Annotated in this window: 13 protein-coding genes; 10 read left to right on the top strand and 3 right to left on the bottom strand. The window is 53.2% G+C overall.

Annotated elements, in window-relative coordinates:
• Positions 1–43: 43 nt before the first annotated feature.
• A complete protein-coding gene (locus J1785_RS26090; protein ID WP_217221038.1) occupies positions 44–1,351 on the top strand; it encodes an amino acid deaminase in 1,308 nt (435 codons plus the stop codon).
• 65 nt (positions 1,352–1,416) lie between these two features.
• On the opposite strand, the gene barA is transcribed toward J1785_RS26090, so the two are convergent.
• Complete coding sequence (gene barA, locus J1785_RS26085) at positions 1,417–4,167, bottom strand: two-component sensor histidine kinase BarA (RefSeq protein WP_217221037.1); 2,751 nt, start codon at positions 4,165–4,167, stop codon at positions 1,417–1,419.
• Positions 4,168–4,230: 63 nt separating this feature from the next.
• Between barA and rlmD the strand changes: the two genes are divergently transcribed.
• From rlmD to eno, 5 genes are all read left to right on the top strand, one after another.
• Positions 4,231–5,601 (top strand): 23S rRNA (uracil(1939)-C(5))-methyltransferase RlmD, encoded by a 1,371-nt coding sequence (gene rlmD / locus J1785_RS26080; RefSeq protein ID WP_217221036.1) that lies wholly within the window; start codon positions 4,231–4,233, stop codon positions 5,599–5,601.
• A gap of 9 nt (positions 5,602–5,610) precedes the next feature.
• Positions 5,611–7,848, top strand: coding sequence for a GTP diphosphokinase (gene relA / locus J1785_RS26075; protein ID WP_129954563.1), 2,238 nt, complete (start codon positions 5,611–5,613; stop codon positions 7,846–7,848).
• A 76-nt stretch (positions 7,849–7,924) separates the two neighbouring features.
• Positions 7,925–8,728 (top strand): nucleoside triphosphate pyrophosphohydrolase, encoded by an 804-nt coding sequence (mazG, locus tag J1785_RS26070; RefSeq protein ID WP_217221035.1) that lies wholly within the window; start codon positions 7,925–7,927, stop codon positions 8,726–8,728.
• A 347-nt stretch (positions 8,729–9,075) separates the two neighbouring features.
• The gene (pyrG, locus tag J1785_RS26065; RefSeq protein WP_013573994.1) at positions 9,076–10,713 is read left to right on the top strand and encodes a glutamine hydrolyzing CTP synthase; all 1,638 of its coding nucleotides are present in this window, start codon (positions 9,076–9,078) and stop codon (positions 10,711–10,713) included.
• Between the two features lie 75 nt (positions 10,714–10,788).
• The gene (eno, locus tag J1785_RS26060) at positions 10,789–12,093 is read left to right on the top strand and encodes a phosphopyruvate hydratase (RefSeq protein WP_129954567.1); all 1,305 of its coding nucleotides are present in this window, start codon (positions 10,789–10,791) and stop codon (positions 12,091–12,093) included.
• 87 nt (positions 12,094–12,180) lie between these two features.
• Here eno and J1785_RS26055 read toward each other — a convergent pair whose 3' ends face one another.
• Complete coding sequence (locus tag J1785_RS26055) at positions 12,181–12,981, bottom strand: MurR/RpiR family transcriptional regulator (RefSeq protein ID WP_217221048.1); 801 nt, start codon at positions 12,979–12,981, stop codon at positions 12,181–12,183.
• 204 nt (positions 12,982–13,185) lie between these two features.
• Between J1785_RS26055 and J1785_RS26050 the strand changes: the two genes are divergently transcribed.
• From J1785_RS26050 to queE, 3 genes are all read left to right on the top strand, one after another.
• On the top strand, positions 13,186–14,739 hold the full coding sequence (locus tag J1785_RS26050; protein WP_217221034.1) for a PTS transporter subunit EIIC: 1,554 nt from the start codon (positions 13,186–13,188) through the stop codon (positions 14,737–14,739).
• Between the two features lie 8 nt (positions 14,740–14,747).
• Positions 14,748–15,437, top strand: a complete 690-nt coding sequence (locus J1785_RS26045; RefSeq protein ID WP_217221047.1) for an N-acetylmannosamine-6-phosphate 2-epimerase — start codon at positions 14,748–14,750, stop codon at positions 15,435–15,437.
• A gap of 97 nt (positions 15,438–15,534) precedes the next feature.
• The gene (gene queE / locus J1785_RS26040; protein WP_129954633.1) at positions 15,535–16,206 is read left to right on the top strand and encodes a 7-carboxy-7-deazaguanine synthase QueE; all 672 of its coding nucleotides are present in this window, start codon (positions 15,535–15,537) and stop codon (positions 16,204–16,206) included.
• Positions 16,207–16,337: 131 nt separating this feature from the next.
• On the opposite strand, the gene queD is transcribed toward queE, so the two are convergent.
• Positions 16,338–16,697 (bottom strand): 6-carboxytetrahydropterin synthase QueD, encoded by a 360-nt coding sequence (gene queD, locus J1785_RS26035; protein ID WP_113877448.1) that lies wholly within the window; start codon positions 16,695–16,697, stop codon positions 16,338–16,340.
• A 168-nt stretch (positions 16,698–16,865) separates the two neighbouring features.
• On the opposite strand from queD, the gene J1785_RS26030 reads away from it, so the two are divergent.
• Complete coding sequence (locus tag J1785_RS26030) at positions 16,866–17,861, top strand: hypothetical protein (RefSeq protein WP_129954575.1); 996 nt, start codon at positions 16,866–16,868, stop codon at positions 17,859–17,861.
• Positions 17,862–17,912: the final 51 nt, after the last annotated feature.

Genomic DNA, 17,912 nt, shown 5'->3' with positions numbered 1-17,912 from the left:
TTTACGTTAGGTTTTAAAGACATTCGCCAATGAGAAAACACGTATGTCAGAGACTGATTTTTCACAGCAGCCGGTTAATACACACACGAAAGGTCTGGGGCCGTTGCGCGCCGGTGCACGCATGGGCGATATCCGTGAACAGGGCTGGAATATCCTGCGTGAAGATGTCAGCCTGCCGGTGGCCGTACTGCTCGAAGAACGAATCGAACACAACCTTGCCTGGATGCGTGAGTTTATCCAGCGCTATCAGTTGAAACTGGCACCTCATGGTAAAACGACCATGAGCCCTGAACTGTATCAGATGCAGCTGGAATTCGGCGCTTGGGGTATCACGCTGGCGACACCTCCCCAGGTCAGCGCGGCGTTTGCTCACGGCGTGCGTAAAATCATTATGGCGAATCAGCTGGTGGGGAAAGGCAACATGGCGATAATCGCCGGTCTGATGCGTGCAGACACTGCCTTTGATTTTACCTGTATTGTGGATTCGGCCGAAAATGCCGACGCGCTCGGGCATTACTTCTCCAGCAGGCAATTGAAACTGCGGGTGATGTTTGAATACGGTATCGCGGGCGGGCGTACCGGTATCCGGACAGAACAGCAGGAAGCCGACGTGCTGGCGGCGGTAAAACGCTGGCCGCAATCGCTGGCGCTGGTGGGCGTCGAGCTTTATGAAGGCGTGAGCAATGATGAAGCGGTGATCCGCGGCTTCCTGCGTCACGTGATGGCGCGCACCGAAGCGCTGGCAAAGGCCGGAGAATTTGCCGAGCCACGGGTTATTTTAACCGGCGCAGGTTCTGCCTGGTTTGATGTGGTGGCGGAGGAACTGACACGAAAAGAAACGCATCTGGATGCTGAAAAACGCTATACGCTGGATATTATTCTTCGCTCAGGCTGTTATGTGACGCACGATGTTGGCGCGTATCAGGCCGCGCTGGAACGCATGCAAACCAGCAATCCTGTCGCGCGTGAAATGAACAGCAGCTTACAGCCGGCGTTGCAGGTCTGGGCGGCCGTGCAGTCTTTGCCGGAACCGGGCAGGGCGATTATCGCGCTCGGCAAACGTGATGCCGGTTATGACGCCGGATACCCGAAAGCCGCCGGACATTTTCGTCCGCGCAGTGCCACGCAGGCAGGATACACCACGGTAGTGCCGGCACCTGACGACTGGAAAGTGTTCGCGATGATGGATCAGCATGCGTTTATGTCGATCCCGGAAGGGGCAGATTTGAAAGTCGGCGATATGCTGGTGTTTGATATCTGCCATCCGTGCCTGACTTTTGACAAATGGCGTCATCTGCTGCTGGTGAATGAACAGTGGGATGTCACGGGCGCGGTAACGACCTGGTTCTGAGGAACATCATCTGACAGTCTGTAAAAACGCCCCGGCCGGGCGTTAATCTTGTTACTGTCGTATTGCTAGCGGGGTAAATAGGCCACTGCCGCACGCTTGACGTTGTCAATTTCATCAAGCAGTTCAAACCATTCCGGTTCGAGTATTTCCACGCTGACACCCTGACGCAGCTGTTGTTCAATGTAGAAACACAGTTGCTTAAGGCGCGGCACACCGCTGTAGCTGCAACTGCCATGAAGCTTATGGATCAGCGCCAGAATATCGTTGTCCGGTTCGCCGCGGGTGACAGCTTCCACCCGTTCTGCCACCTGGGGCAGGAATTCCACCAACATTTGCAACAAATCCTGAGCCAGCGCAACTTTATTGGCTGACTGACTCAGCGCCAGTTGCCAGTCGAGCGTGCTGATCGGCGCGAGTGACTCGCTGGCCTGTAACGGTGAATCCAGTTGTGTCTGATGCTGATGGTGGCGTGACAGGACATTTTTCAGCATGCTTTCATCAATGGGTTTAGACAGATAATCGTCCATGCCCAGTTTCAGTAACTGTTCACGTTCGCCGCTCAGCGAGTGCGCAGTGACTGCCACGACCGGTGTGTTGGTATGTCTTGCCATCTGGTGGATGATTTCGCTGGCACGGATGCCGTCGATATCCGGCATCTGAATATCCATCAGAATAATGTCGAGATCGGTATGACGGGCAACCTCGATGGCTTCTTCACCACTGTGGCAAAGCACGGTGGTTTCCACCAGTTCTTCCAGCAAGGCGCCAATCAGTTTAAGGTTTGCCGGATTGTCATCCACCGCCATGGCGGTCAGCGGCAGGCGCGAGGTCTTGTCTTCATCATTGCCGATCACCCTGACGGAAGGCTGCTGTTGGTGCAGCAACAACGGCAGCAGGCGGATGCTCGACATCGGTTTAATCAGACAGGCCTGAACGCCACGTCTTTTCAATTCTTCGGCATTCACCTGGAACTGACTCGGCAACGCCAGCAGAAGATGCTGTGTCATGCCCAGCACTTTCTGTAATTTACCGTCGTAGTCTGCGGGAACCTGATCCTGTTTGACCGGAATGCTGCACAACATGATGTCATACCACGGATCAGGGAGCGCAGTCAGCGTGGTGCGATGCGTAACGTCCAGGGGGGTGGCCTGCAGGATTTCCATCGTGGCTTTCGCCGCCGCCGGGTTGGCTTCAACATAGGCCAGACGTTTGCCTTCAAGATGACTCATGGAGACCGGCGTGATATGACGGTTTTCATTCAGCTCAAGTGTCACGTGGAACCAGAAGGTCGAACCGCGGTTTATCTGGCTATAGAAACTGATGTCTCCGCCCATTTCTTTCACCAGACGCTGGGTGATCACCAGCCCTAATCCGGTGCCGCCATGCCGGCGCGAAATGCTGGCATCTGCCTGACGGAAAGCCTGGAACAGTTGTGACTGCTGACGTTCGGAAATCCCGATGCCGGTGTCGTGGATTTGCACTTCCAGTTCCACCTGCAAATTGTTCTGCGAACGCAGTTCGACATTAATGTCGATGTTGCCGGTTTCGGTAAATTTAATGGCATTTCCCAGCAAGTTAGTCACAACTTGCTGCATGCGCATCGGATCGCCCAGCACGTTTTCCGGCACGTTGTTGTGGACGTTCAGCGTCAGTTCCAGACCTTTATCATGCGCGGTATGCGCCAGCAAAATAACCACTTCATCGAGCATTTCACGCAGCGAGAACGGAATATGTTCCAGCACCAGTTTGCCGGCTTCCAGCTTGGAGAAATCCAGCACGTCATTAATGATGGTTAGCAGATGATTCGCGGAACGCTCAATGGTTTGCAGATAGTCTGCCTGTGTTGGCGAAAGCGGTGTTTTCAGTGTCTGGCGGGTAAAACCGATCACGCCATTAAGCGGTGTACGCAACTCGTGGGACATGTTCGCCAGGAATTCAGATTTGATACGCGCCGCTTCCTGTGCGCGTTTCTTCGCCAGATCCAACTCGACGTTCTGTATTTCCATCTGCTCCAGCGTTTCGCGCAGGTCTGACGTAGCCTGATCGATATTCTGTTGTACTTCTTCATGATAGGCCGTCAGTGACATCGCCATCGAGTTAATGCCGTTTTTCAGCATACTCAGTTCGCCCGGCATGTTGCCTTCCACGCGGCTGTCGAGTTGCCCGCGGCGGATACGGTCAACGGTATTCACCATATTACGGATCGGCCCTGTCACGTCGCGCATCAGGCGGTAAGCGAACAGCGTGGCGATACCCAGACACAGCAACAACAGCATGGTGGAAACGAACGCTTCCTGATATTGCGCCAGTTTTACCGAACGTAAATCCAGTTCAATAGCAATGTAACCCAGACGATTGTCCGGCGAGGCGCTGAACGTCTCATCATCGGCTTCTGTATGATTTTCGGCCTGAATAGGCGTGCGCAGGATCAGTACATCGCCTGAGCGGGTTTTCGTCAGCTCACGGGGAATGTCTTCGACGCGTTTTACCTGCAACGGACTGCCGTCATGCTGGCTGGTCGAACTGGCAAACAGCTTGTTCTCACCATCAAACACGCTGATGCTGCGCACAATATCAGAGTGATTGCGGTGCAGACGGCTGATCAGCCGTTTGACCGGTTCGCGTTCCCGGAACGTCATGCCATATTCGCTTGCGACTGCCAGAGGCTCGATAATGCTGGCTCCGGCTTCTGTCAGCTGGTTTTGCAACTCGTTGTAGCGGTGCACCACGAAGAAGGTGCTGAGCAGCAAACCGATCATTAAGGTCGGTGCCAGGATCAGGATCATCATCCGTGCGCGAAGGCTATATTTGGTCATGAGGTTCCAATGTGGGAGAATTAGCTAAAGTAAGCTTAATAAACCAGCGTGTAATCGACAATAATGGCTCAATTCTACTCTCCGAACCGTCGTGTGACGACCCGGCAAACGATAACTGTGACCGCTACCGACCTTGATGCTTTCGGACAAGGTGTGGCGCGCCACAATGGCAAAGCCGTATTTGTCAGTGGCTTACTGCCCGGTGAACAGGCAGACGTCACTTTAACAGAAGATAAAAGTAAGTACGCCAAAGGTAAGCTGAAGCGTTTGCTGACCACCAGCGATGATCGGGTAAAACCGGTGTGTCCGCACTATGCTACCTGTGGCGGATGTCAGCAACAGCATGCCAGCGAAGCGCTGCAACAGCGCAGTAAATCGGCGGCGTTATTACGTCTGATTTCACGGGAAACCGGTATTGAGGCACAACCGCAACCGGTGATTGCGGGCCCGCAATACGGTTATCGCCGCCGTGCGCGTCTCGGATTGCAAATCGCGGGCGTTAAGCCCGGGCGTAAAGCGGGTCCGGCAAATGGCACGCTGATAATGGGGTTTCGTCAGGAAGGCTCAAACGATCTGGTGGCGGTGACCCGTTGTCCGGTGCTGCGGCCTGAACTGGAGCAACTGCTGGTACCGGTGCAGGCATGTTTGTCGTCATTATCGGCGGCGAAGCGTCTCGGACATCTGGAAATGGTGCTGGCGGATAACGGCCCGCTGCTGGTGCTGCGTCATCTTGATCCGCTCAGTGAGGCCGATCGCGCGCGCCTGACGACGTTTGCGGTGCAACATCAGTTAACGATTTTTCTGGCCCCTGACAGTGAGAGGCTGGAGCTTTTGTGCGGGGAGACACCTTATTATCAGATTGAGAGTCTGGATCTGAAATTTGGCCCGCGCGATTTTATTCAGGTAAATGACGTCGTTAACCAGCAAATGGTGGCGCAGGCCCTGGCGTGGCTGGAACTGACGCCGGAAGATCGCGTGCTGGATTTGTTCTGCGGGATGGGGAATTTCACCCTTCCGCTGGCAAAAAGAGCTAAGCAGGTTGTCGGCGTCGAAGGTGTTGCTACACTGGTGGCGAATGGGCAAGATAATGCCCGGAATAATGGATTACTTAATGCGTCCTTCTTTCATGAGAATCTGGAAGATGATGTCAGTAAACAACCCTGGGCGGCACAAGGTTTCAATAAAATCTTGCTGGATCCTGCCCGTGGTGGCGCTGCTGGCGTCATGACGCATATCGTTAAGCTTGCCCCGGCGCGTGTGGTGTATGTGTCATGCAATCCCACAACATTGGCGCGGGACAGTAAAATTTTGTTGGAGGCGGGTTATCGCTTGGCTCAGGTGCGTATGCTGGATATGTTCCCGCACACCGGGCATCTTGAATCGATGGCTCTGTTTATCAACCCGTCTGACACAGGTGTTGTGTCAGAAACGTAGGGAGAGGGTATGGTTGCGGTAAGAAGTGCACATCTGAATACGGCTGGCGAGTTCGCGCTCGACGACTGGATCAGCAGTTTAGGACTGTCCAGCCAGCAATCATGTGAGCGTTTAGCCGAAACCTGGCGCTACTGCGAGCAACAAACGCAGGGCCATCCTGACGCCTCGTTGCTGCTGTGGCGCGGTCTGGAGATGGTTGAAATCCTCTCGACCCTCAGTATGGATAACGACAGTATGCGCGCGGCGCTTCTGTTCCCGCTGGTTGATGACGGCATCATCGACGAAGATACTCTGACTCAACAGTTCGGCAAGGGCATTACTGATCTGGTACACGGCGTACGTGACATGGACGCCATCCGCCAGCTGAAAGCCACGCAAAACGACTCTATGGCCTCCGAGCAGGTGGATAATGTCCGCCGCATGCTGCTGGCGATGGTGGAAGATTTCCGCTGCGTGGTGCTGAAACTGGCTGAGCGTATCGCCCATCTGCGCGAAGTGAAAGATGCACCGGAAGAAGAGCGCGTACTGGCGGCCAAAGAATGTACCAATATTTATGCGCCCCTGGCCAACCGTCTGGGTATCGGTCAGCTAAAGTGGGAGCTGGAAGACTTTTGCTTCCGTTATCTGCACCCTGACGAATACAAGCGTATTGCCAAACTGCTGCACGAGCGTCGTATTGATCGTGAGCAGTATATCGACGATTTTGTGTCGACCGTTAAAAACGCGATGGCCGAAGAGGGCATTAAAGTCGATGTTTACGGACGCCCCAAGCATATCTATAGCATCTGGCGCAAGATGCAGAAAAAATCCCTGTCCTTTGACGAACTCTTCGACGTGCGCGCCGTGCGTATCGTGGTGGAGCGCTTACAGGATTGCTATGCCGCGTTAGGCATTGTACACACCCATTTCCGCCATCTGCCGGATGAGTTCGACGATTACGTCGCCAACCCGAAACCGAACGGTTATCAGTCGATTCATACCGTGGTGTTAGGGCCGCGCGGGAAAACGCTGGAAGTGCAGATCCGCACCCGTCAGATGCATGAAGATGCCGAGCTGGGCGTCGCGGCGCACTGGAAATACAAAGAAGGCACCGCCGTCGTCGGTGGCCGCAGCGGGGGCTACGAAGGTCGTATTGCCTGGCTGCGTAAACTGATTGCGTGGCAGGAAGAGATGGCCGATTCGGGCGAAATGCTCGATGAAGTGCGCAGCCAGGTCTTCGACGACCGTGTGTACGTGTTTACGCCAAAAGGCGACGTCATCGATCTGCCGATGGGTTCCACGCCGCTCGACTTCGCCTACCACATCCACAGCGATGTCGGTCACCGGTGTATCGGGGCGAAAATTGGCGGCCGCATCGTGCCGTTTACCTATCAGTTGCAAATGGGCGATCAGATTGAAATCATCACCCAGAAGCATGCGAATCCAAGCCGTGACTGGCTGAATCCGAGCCTCGGTTATGTTACGACCAGCCGCGGACGTTCGAAAATTCAAAACTGGTTCCGTAAACAGGATCGCGATAAGAATATTATTGCCGGTAAGCAAATCCTCGATGACGAACTGGACCGGCTGGATATCAGCATCAAAGATGCCGAGAAACTGCTGCTGCCACGCTATAACGTTAACTCGCTCGATGAAGTGTTGGCGGCGATCGGGAACGGCGATATCCGCCTGAATCAGATGGTGAACTTCCTGCAATCGCAGCTGAAAAAGCCGAGTGCGGAAGAACTGGACAAAGAAGCGCTGCGCCAGCTGACGCAGAAAACCACGCCGCCACCGACCCGCAGCAAAGACAATGGCCGCGTGGTGGTTGAAGGTGTGGGCAATCTGATGCACCACATTGCACGCTGCTGCCAGCCGATACCGGGCGACGAAATCGTGGGTTACATTACTCAGGGACGCGGAATTTCAATCCACCGTGCCGATTGTGATCAACTGGAAGATTTACGCTCAAATGCCCCGGAACGCGTGGTTGATGCAGTGTGGGGCGAAAGCTATTCCAGCGGGTATTCACTGGTCGTGCGTGTCGTCGCCAATGACCGCAGCGGTTTGCTGCGCGATATCACCACCATTCTGGCCAATGAAAAAGTGAATGTTCTCGGCGTGGCCAGCCGCAGCGATACCCGTCAGCAACTGGCAACTATCGATATGGATATCGAGATCTACAACCCGCAGGTTCTGGGGCGTGTGATTGCCAAACTGAACCAGTTGCCGGATGTGATTGAAGCCAAACGACTTCATGGCAGTTGATTACCTGCTTCTAAGGCCCGTTCGACGGGCCTTTTCTTTTTTGCTTCTGACAACCTTTTAAAAACGGACAGATCTTATGACCGAATCTTCTTTGCAACGCCTGCTCACCATTATGAAAACTCTGCGCGACCCGCAAGCGGGTTGTCCATGGGATAAAGAGCAAACTTTCGAGACGATCGCCCCGTACACGCTGGAAGAAACCTACGAAGTGCTGGATGCCATTGCCCGCAAAGATTACGACGATATGCGCGACGAACTGGGCGATTTACTGTTTCAGGTGGTGTTTTACGCACAGATGGGCAGTGAACAGGGGTTGTTTGAATTTGACGATATCTGCAATGCCATTTCAGATAAATTAGAGCGCCGTCATCCGCAAATTTTTGGGCAGGAAGCAGCCTGGTCGAAAGATGCCAGCAGCAAAGACGTACTGGTCAAATGGGAAGCGCGCAAGGCGCAGGAGCGGGCGGAGAAATCCCTGCATTCAGCGCTCGATGATATTCCTTCCGCCCTCCCTGCGCTGATGAAAGCCCACAAAATCCAGAAGCGCTGTTCGAATGTCGGCTTCGACTGGACGACGCTCGGACCGGTTCTCGACAAAGTGTACGAAGAAATCGATGAAGTGATGTTCGAAGCGCGTCAGGTGGTGATTGATGAAGAAAAGCTCGGCGAGGAAATCGGGGATTTGCTGTTTGCGACCGTTAATCTCTCACGCCATTTAGGTCATAAAGCGGAAGATGCATTGCAGGCGGCCAACCGCAAGTTTGAGCGCCGTTTCAGGCAGGTCGAGGAAATTATCCGTGAAAAAGGCTTAAACATGGAGGAGGCGACGCTTGAACAGATGGAAGCCGCCTGGCAACAGGTGAAAAAGCGGGAAGGCTGAGTTCCACAAGGGACTTTGATCGGAAACAATATCTGCACAAGCTGAAACGGTTAAGCTCAGTACTCTGGACGGCTTAACCGGCTGATCTGCGGCAGTAAAGTCCAACAAATTGAAATCTAAGATGTTTTAGCATGTCATGCGAGCAACACAGCACTTTTAATAAGGTAACTGGTTGTTTTTGAAAGAATGAAAGAACAGGGCCGGCAGGGTTAACCCTGGTGAACGGACGGTAAGGAAAACGATGATGGACAGCAAAACGTTTATTTGTGGCGCACACAAGGTTCCGGTATACTGTTTTCCCGTCTTGGTTACTCCATCATCTTTAAACCTAACCTCTCAGGTTCAGCATGACAACTAATTATATTTTTGTGACCGGCGGGGTCGTATCCTCTCTGGGTAAAGGCATTGCCGCAGCCTCTCTGGCGGCTATTCTCGAAGCCCGTGGCCTCAACGTGACCATCATGAAACTGGACCCGTATATCAACGTGGATCCGGGTACGATGAGCCCAACTCAACACGGCGAAGTCTTTGTTACCGAAGATGGCGCTGAAACCGATCTCGATCTGGGTCACTACGAGCGTTTCATCCGTACCAAGATGACTCGCCGCAACAACTTCACCACGGGCCGTATTTATTCTGACGTGCTGCGCAAAGAGCGCCGCGGCGATTATCTCGGCGCAACCATTCAGGTTATCCCGCACATCACCAACAACATCAAAGAACGTATCATTGAAGGTGGCGAAGGCCACGATGTTGTGTTGGTTGAAATTGGCGGTACTGTCGGTGATATCGAATCCCTGCCGTTCCTGGAAGCGATTCGTCAGATGGCGGTTGAAGTCGGCCGTGAGCACACATTGTATATGCACCTGACGCTGGTGCCTTACATGGCCGCTGCCGGTGAAGTGAAAACCAAACCGACTCAGCACTCAGTAAAAGAATTGCTGTCTATTGGTATTCAGCCAGACGTGTTGATCTGCCGCTCTGATCGCGCTGTGCCTGCCAACGAACGTGCAAAAATCGCGTTGTTCTGTAACGTGCCGGAAAAAGCGGTTATTTCTCTTAAAGATGTTGATTCTATTTATAAAATACCGGCGCTCTTGAAATCTCAGGGGCTGGACGATTATATTTGTAAACGTTTCAGCATCAATGCGCCGGAAGCCAACTTGTCCGAATGGGAACAGGTGGTTTACGAAGAGGCCAATCCGGGCGGTGAAGTCACTATCGGTATGGTGGGTAAGTACATTGAGCTGCCAGATGCGTATAAATCTGTGATTGAAGCGCTCAAACACGGCGGCCTGAAAAATCGACTGACCGTGAATATCAAACTTATTGATTCACAAGATGTCGAAACCCGTGGCGTCGAAGTGCTGAAAGGTCTGGATGCTATCCTTATCCCGGGTGGCTTTGGTTACCGTGGTGTTGAAGGAAAAGTAGCCACAGCGCGTTATGCACGTGAAAATAACATTCCTTATCTGGGCATTTGTCTGGGTATGCAGGTTGCACTGATTGAATTCGCCCGTAATGTCGCGGGTATGGAGAATGCCAACTCTACCGAATTTGTGCCAGACTGTAAGTTCCCGGTGGTTGCTCTCATCACCGAATGGCGCGATGAAGAAGGTAACGTTGAAGTGCGTTCCGAAGACAGTGATTTAGGCGGTACCATGCGTGTAGGTGGGCAGCAATGTCATCTGAACGACGGTAGCCTGGTTCGTGAGATGTACGGCGAGCCGACAATAGTTGAACGCCATCGTCACCGTTACGAAGTGAACAATATGCTGCTGAAACAAATCGAAGCCGCAGGTTTACGCGTAGCCGGTCGCTCTGGCGATAAGCAACTGGTGGAAATCATTGAGCTGCCGAATCATCCATGGTTTGTCGCTTGCCAGTTCCATCCAGAATTTACGTCAACGCCGCGTGATGGTCATCCGTTGTTTGCAGGCTTTGTGAAGGCTGCCGGTGAGTATCAGAAGCGTCAGGTAAAATAAAATACCGGGGAAACGACGTGTCTCAGGCACGTCGTTTAACTGAAGCTTTAGTTAACTTGTACTGAGGAAATCCTAATGTCCAAAATCGTTAAAGTCATCGGTCGTGAAATCATCGACTCCCGTGGTAACCCGACCGTAGAAGCTGAAGTTCATCTGGAAGGCGGTTTTGTTGGTCTGGCTGCTGCGCCATCTGGTGCTTCTACCGGTTCCCGCGAAGCGCTGGAACTGCGTGACGGTGACAAATCCCGTTTCCTGGGCAAAGGCGTACTGAAAGCCGTTGCTGCTGTAAACGGTCCTATCGCTCAGGCTGTAACCGGTAAAGACGCTAAAGACCAGGCTAACATCGACAAGATCATGATTGATCTGGACGGTACCGAGAACAAATCTAAGTTCGGTGCTAACGCGATTCTGGCTGTTTCCCTGGCTGCTGCTAAAGCTGCTGCTGCTTCTAAAGGTCTGCCACTGTACGCACACATTGCAGAACTGAACGGCACTCCGGGCAAATATTCTATGCCACTGCCTATGATGAACATCATCAATGGCGGCGAACACGCTGACAACAACGTTGATATTCAAGAGTTCATGATCCAGCCTGTTGGCGCCAAAACGCTGAAAGAAGCTATCCGCATGGGTTCAGAAGTGTTCCACACTCTGGCTAAAGTGCTGAAATCTAAAGGCATGGGTACTGCTGTAGGTGACGAAGGTGGCTATGCGCCAAACCTGGGTTCTAACGCCGAAGCTCTGGCTGTTATCGCTGAAGCGGTAAAACAAGCAGGTTACGAGCTGGGTAAAGACGTGACTCTGGCAATGGACTGTGCGGCATCTGAATTCTACAAAGACGGTAAATATGTTCTGGCCGGCGAAGGCAACAAAGCTTTCACTTCTGAAGAATTCACTCACTTCCTGGAAGAGCTGACCAAACAGTATCCAATCGTGTCTATCGAAGACGGTCTGGACGAATCTGACTGGGATGGTTTCGCTTACCAGACTAAAGTTCTGGGCGACAAAATCCAGCTGGTGGGCGACGATCTGTTCGTAACCAACACCAAGATCCTGAAAGAAGGTATCGATAAAGGCATCGCTAACTCCATCCTGATCAAATTCAACCAGATCGGTTCTCTGACCGAAACTCTGGCTGCGATCAAAATGGCGAAAGACGCTGGCTACACTGCCGTTATCTCTCACCGTTCAGGCGAAACTGAAGATGCTACCATCGCCGATCTCGCGGTGGGTACTGCTGCAGGCCAGATCAAAACCGGTTCTATGAGCCGTTCTGACCGTGTTGCTAAATACAACCAGCTGATCCGTATCGAAGAAGCGCTGGCGGCTGCGGGTACTCCTGCTCCGTTCAACGGTCTGAAAGAAGTGAAAGGTCAGTAATTACTGCGCCTGTAACGCTTTCTTAAAACCCGCTCCGGCGGGTTTTTTTATGCCTGTAATTCAGGGGAAAGTGCGGAAATCGCTGGCTTAGAGCAATAAGGAAAGCGTGGCACTCGCACTGTGTTCGCTGGCCTGCAGGTAATCCGGGGAGAGGGTTAGCAACTGATTTATCAGTATTTCCACCAGCAACATTCCGCCGACTTTTGATGTTAATAATCCCGCTGTCAGCGGGCCTTCAGGTTTGGCGGCCACCAGTAATATATCGGCCAGCGAGGAAAGCGGGCTGTGCAGCGTATTGCTGATGCCGATCACCGTGGTGCCCTGACGCTTCGCCAGCGCGGCGGCGTGCAAGACATCTTTCGTTGAACCTGAGCTGGAAATGACCACCACAACATCCTGACCGTCCAGACTCACCGCATTCATCGCAGCGCGGTGCATATCGGCGAAACATTGCGACGCTTTGCCCAGGCGCAGCAGCTTGTAACCCAGATAGTCGGCCACGATAGCGCTGGCGGCGACACCATACACCTGCACGGAGCGTGCATGATGAATGTGCGATGCGGCGCCCGCCACCACCTGACGATCGAGCAGCTTTCCGGTATCACGCAGGGCGGTGATGCTGTCTTCGATAAGTGTCTGAATATCATCATTGCCTTCAGCCGGGTGCAATACCGGAGTTTGGCGCGTCTCAAGTGCGAGACCCATCTTAAATTCAGTAAACCCTTTGCAACCCAGCTGGCGGCAAAGCCGCGTGACACTGGCTTCACTGGTATCACTCTCCCGCGCCAGTTCAGTGATGGTCAGGTAAAGCACGCGCTGCGGCTGTTCCAGCACAAAACTGCCCAGCTTGTGCAGTGTGGGGCTGTAATTCTCCAGCCCCTGACGCATGCGCAGTAACAGCGTGCCTGTTTCCTTGGTCTGACTCACTGTGTTCTCCTCAGAATAATTGACCTGACTAGTTTGGCTGATGTGACGCCGTTAACGCCAGAAGAATTCCGTATTGATCACCGGGTACATTAGGTGGTAATTATTATTTTATTTGTATAGTGTGGTGAAAATAATTATCACAACAACACAACGCGGAGTCATCTCATGTCAATATTCAATGGTTCAGGGGGCGGGGCCTGGTTCGAAAGAGCCCAAAAGTTTGGCAAGTCTTTCATGTTGCCTATCGCTATTTTGCCCGCTGCCGGATTGCTGTTGGGGATTGGCGGGGCACTTTCTAATCCCAATACGTTAACGGCGTATCCGTTTTTGAATATCCCGGCCTTGCAGGCGATTTTCACCGTCATGGCCAGTGCCGGATCGATAGTCTTTGCCAATCTGGCTGTGCTGTTTGCCGTCGGTGTCGCCGTCGGACTGGCCCGCAGTGATAAAGGAACTGCCGGTTTGTCCGCACTGCTGGGGTATCTGGTGATGAACGCGACCATCAACGCCATTTTGATCCTCAGGGGGCAACTCGCGACCAGCAATCTGAGTGCGGCAGGGCAGGGGATGGCGCTCGGTATCCAGACGCTGGAAACCGGCGTGTTTGGCGGTGTGGTGATTGGTCTCGTGACGTGGTGGTTGCATCAGCGCTATAACAAAATCGAATTACCGCAGTTTCTCGGCTTTTTTGGCGGTTCCCGCTTTGTGCCGATCATCAGCTCCGTCGCGGCTATTGTCGTCGGAGCGGTAATGTTCTTCATCTGGCCACACTTCCAGAAAGTGATTTTTGGCATGGGCGGGCTGGTGGATGCGACGGGCTACCTCGGCACCTTCATTTACGGTTTTGTGCTGCGTATGCTTGGCCCGTTCGGCCTGCATCATATTTTCTATCTGCCTTTCTGGACCACCGCACTTGGTGGCACTGAAGTGGTCAACGGACATCTGGTGGAAGGCACGCAGCGGATCTTCTTTGCCCAGCTGGCAGACCCCAATACGCAGCAGTTTTATATCGGTACTTCACGGTTTATGTCCGGGCGCTTCATTACCATGATGTTTGGCCTGGTGGGTGCCTGTCTGGCGATGTATCACACGGCGCGGCCTGAGAATAAAAAGCGCGTCGCCGGGCTGCTGCTTTCGGCGGCACTGACCTCATTCCTGACCGGGATCACCGAACCTATCGAGTTTTCGTTCCTGTTTGTCGCACCAATGCTGTATGTCCTGCACGCGGTGTTCGATGGTCTGGCATTTATGATTGCCCACATTTTGCAGATCACCATCGGACAGACTTTTTCCGGTGGCTTTATCGATTTCATTCTGTTCGGGGTCTTACAGGGGGAAAGCAAAACTCACTGGATGTATGTCCCGCTGGTTGGCGTGCCGTGGTTTGCCCTTTACTACTTCTCTTTCCGCTATCTCATCAGGCGCTTCAACTTGAAAACGCCGGGGCGTGATGAGGCTGAAATTCAGCAGGACAACGTCGTGACCGATCGCGCCGGGATCATTATTGAAGCACTTGGCGGCGCGTCCAACATCGCTGAGCTGGATTGTTGTGCAACGCGTTTACGCATTAGCGTCCGTCAGGCCGCTAAAGTGGATGAAAAGATGCTGAAGGCCAGCGGTGCGCGTGCCGTGCTGATGCGCGGGAACGGTATTCAGGTCATCTACGGGCCGCATGTCACGATTATTAAAAATGAAATTGAGGAGATGTTGGGAGTATGAATCAGTCAATGTTAACGACCGTCAGGGGACAGTTGATCGTGTCCTGTCAGGCGCTGGATGACGAACCGCTGCACAGCGATTTTATTATGAGCCGCATGGCGCTTGCCGCTCTGCAGGGCGGCGCAGCGGGGATCCGGGCTAACAGTGCCGCGGATGTGAAAGCCATTCGCGCTACTGTGCCGCTGCCGGTTATCGGCATCATTAAGCGTGATTATCCGGCAAGCGATGTCTACATTACCGCCACCCTGGCGGAAGTGCGCGAGCTGATGGCCGTTGCACCGGATATGATCGCGATGGATGCCACTGCCCGTCAGCGCCCGGGGGACATGCAACTTGCGGCGCTGGTGCATCGTATTCGTGAGGAGTTCCCGGCGCTATTGCTTATGGCGGATATCTCAACCTTAGAAGAAGCGCTGAACGCGCAGACTTTAGGTTTTGATTGTATCGGCACAACATTGCATGGCTATACTCAGGAGACACAGGGTCATAAACTCTGGCATGACGACTTCGCCTTCCTGCGACAAGTGCTGGCGCGGTGCAGGACGCCGGTCATTGCCGAGGGAAACGTGGAAACACCTGAAATGGCGGCACGGTGTTTAGCACTTGGCGCGCATGCTGTTGTGGTCGGGGGGGCAATCACCCGCCCGCAGCAGATCACGCAACGCTTTACTGACGCTATTCACTCTCCGGGCCGATAAACATTTCTACAGACACTCCCGCTGCGCCCTCTGTTTGGCGCAGCGCCTGTGATCTGCGATAATGTGTGCTGACTTTTTTGAGATGACTGAGAAACTGATGCAGTACCCGATTAATGAGATGTTCGAAACCCTGCAAGGGGAAGGCTATTTTACCGGTGTGCCGGCGATTTTTGTGCGCCTGCAAGGCTGTCCTGTAGGGTGCAGCTGGTGCGACACCAAACACACCTGGGATAAAATTGCCGATCGGGAAGTCGATATGCAGCGCATTCTGATCAAAACCGAAGAAAGTGATGCCTGGGGCAATGCTACCTCAGAACAATTGCTTGAGGTTATCACACAGCAAGGTTACACCGCCCGCCATGTGGTGATCACCGGCGGCGAGCCATGCATTTATGATCTCACCGGACTGACGTCATTGCTGGAAAAAAACGGTTTCAGTTGCCAGATTGAAACCAGTGGCACGCATGAAGTGCGTTGTTCAGTGAATACCTGGGTGACCGTTTCGCCGAAAGTGAATATGCGCGGGGGGTACGACATTCTGCCGCAGGCACTGAAACGTGCAGATGAAGTGAAACATCCGGTGGCGCGTCAGCGTGATATCGACGCACTGGATGCCTTGCTTGAAACACTGACTGACAGCAAAGCGCGTATTATTGCCTTGCAGCCGATCAGTCAAAAAGAAGACGCCACCAAACTTTGCATCGCAACCTGTATTGCTAGGAACTGGCGACTGTCGATGCAAACGCACAAATATTTAAATATCGCCTGATACCCAGCATCCTTCGCGCTACCTTCTGCGCTGGCTGCTTTCATTCACCCCAGTCATTGACGATTGTCAGCGCCGGGGGAATCATTCAATTGCCGCGCGGACATCGCACGAAGGATTGTGGGTATCCTGCGTTAGCCTTTATAAACGCAGCCTGCTGTGCAGGTTTCTTTGACGCGCACGGCGCTGAGCAGTGGCAGCTTAGGTTTCATCTCGTTCCAGATCCACGCGGCCAGCACTTCGCTGGTCGGGTTTTCTAAACCCGGAATGTCGTTCAGATTATAGTGATCGAGACGATCCAGCGTCGGATTAAACGCAGCTTTCAGATCGGCGAAATCCATCACCCAGCCAGTATGCGGATCCACTTCACCGGTGATTTCTAAACGGACGGTGAAAGAGTGGCCGTGTAGCCTTCCGCACTTATGCCCGGCAGGCACATGGGGTAAATGGTGGGCGGCTTCAAACTGAAAATCTTTAAACAATGTGGTGGTCATAAGGCAGTCTCGTTGCTCGAAAAAACGCGGCATAGTACCGGAATACCCGCTTACGTGCCATGACTTAACTGCGCTTTTCTTCACCAAATCCTGACTTCTCCTCTCTTTACTCTACCCGCATTGCTGGCTTACAGTGAGCCAGTAGAAACTAACCTGTTGAGATAGTGAATGATTACTGTGCTTCGTTGCGCTGTTCTGGCGCTGTTGTTCTCTGCCGGTGTACGGGCAGAAACCACGGCGCCTGCTCAGGAGCCCGCGTCTGCTGCGGCTAAACCGGTGGTGAAAACCTCTCAGGTTGTCAAAACTCCGGTCAGTAAAGCGCCTCTGATTTTCCCGCCGGGATCCGGGGTGATGCATATCGCACTGGCACCGGGCAAAAAGCCGCTGGACGTTTTCACCTATCAACCGGTCGGTGCTGATGAGACGACGCCGGTAGTCATGGTCATGACCGGCGTTGACCGTAATGCAGCCACGTATCGCAATGACTGGATGACCGTCGCCGATCAATATCATTTGCGCGTCATCGTGCCACATTTCAGCGAGCAGGATTTCCCCGGTGCGGCGGGATATAACCTGGGCAACCTGACGGACAGTAAAACGCATCGTCGCCTGCCGAAATCGCAGTGGGCGTTCAGTATTGTCGATAATCTGTTTACGACGCTGCAAAAACAGGGCATCACCCGCCAGAAACAGTACTATTTGTTTGGTAACAGTGCGGGCTGCCAGTTTGTCCACCGTATGCTGACGCTGTTGCCTGAGCCGAATGTCAAAGCTGCAGTCTGTGCCGCCGCGGGCTGGTGGACATTGCCGGATACCGATCAGCGCTGGCCTTACGGTTTACGTGAAGCGCCGGTAGTGGTCAGTCAGCAGCAACTTAATGATTATTTTGCCAAACCGGTGCTGATTGCTGTCGGGGCTGAAGACGATGATCCTGAGAATCATCTGCTGCGTAAATCCAAGCAGGCGATGGCGCAAGGCACTAACCGGCTGGAACGCGCCGAGAGTTATTTCACCACGTCCCAGCAACGCGCTGAACAGAACAACACGCCGTTTAACTGGCACTTTATGGATTTGTCAGACATCGGTCACAGCGGCAGTAAAATGTCGGTATTTGCCGCAGGTCAGTTTGCGTGGTTTGAGCAGCACAATGCTTTCCATCTTTAAAAGTCTTCAATCCTGAAAAAAATTCATCACCCCGCTCCGGCGGGGTTTTTC

Origin of the sequence: Rahnella perminowiae (assembly GCF_019049755.1) — a bacterium.
Classification (GTDB): domain Bacteria; phylum Pseudomonadota; class Gammaproteobacteria; order Enterobacterales; family Enterobacteriaceae; genus Rahnella; species Rahnella perminowiae.
Note: the sequence above shows the minus strand (reverse complement) of the source record. Positions and strands in the feature narration are given on the sequence as shown.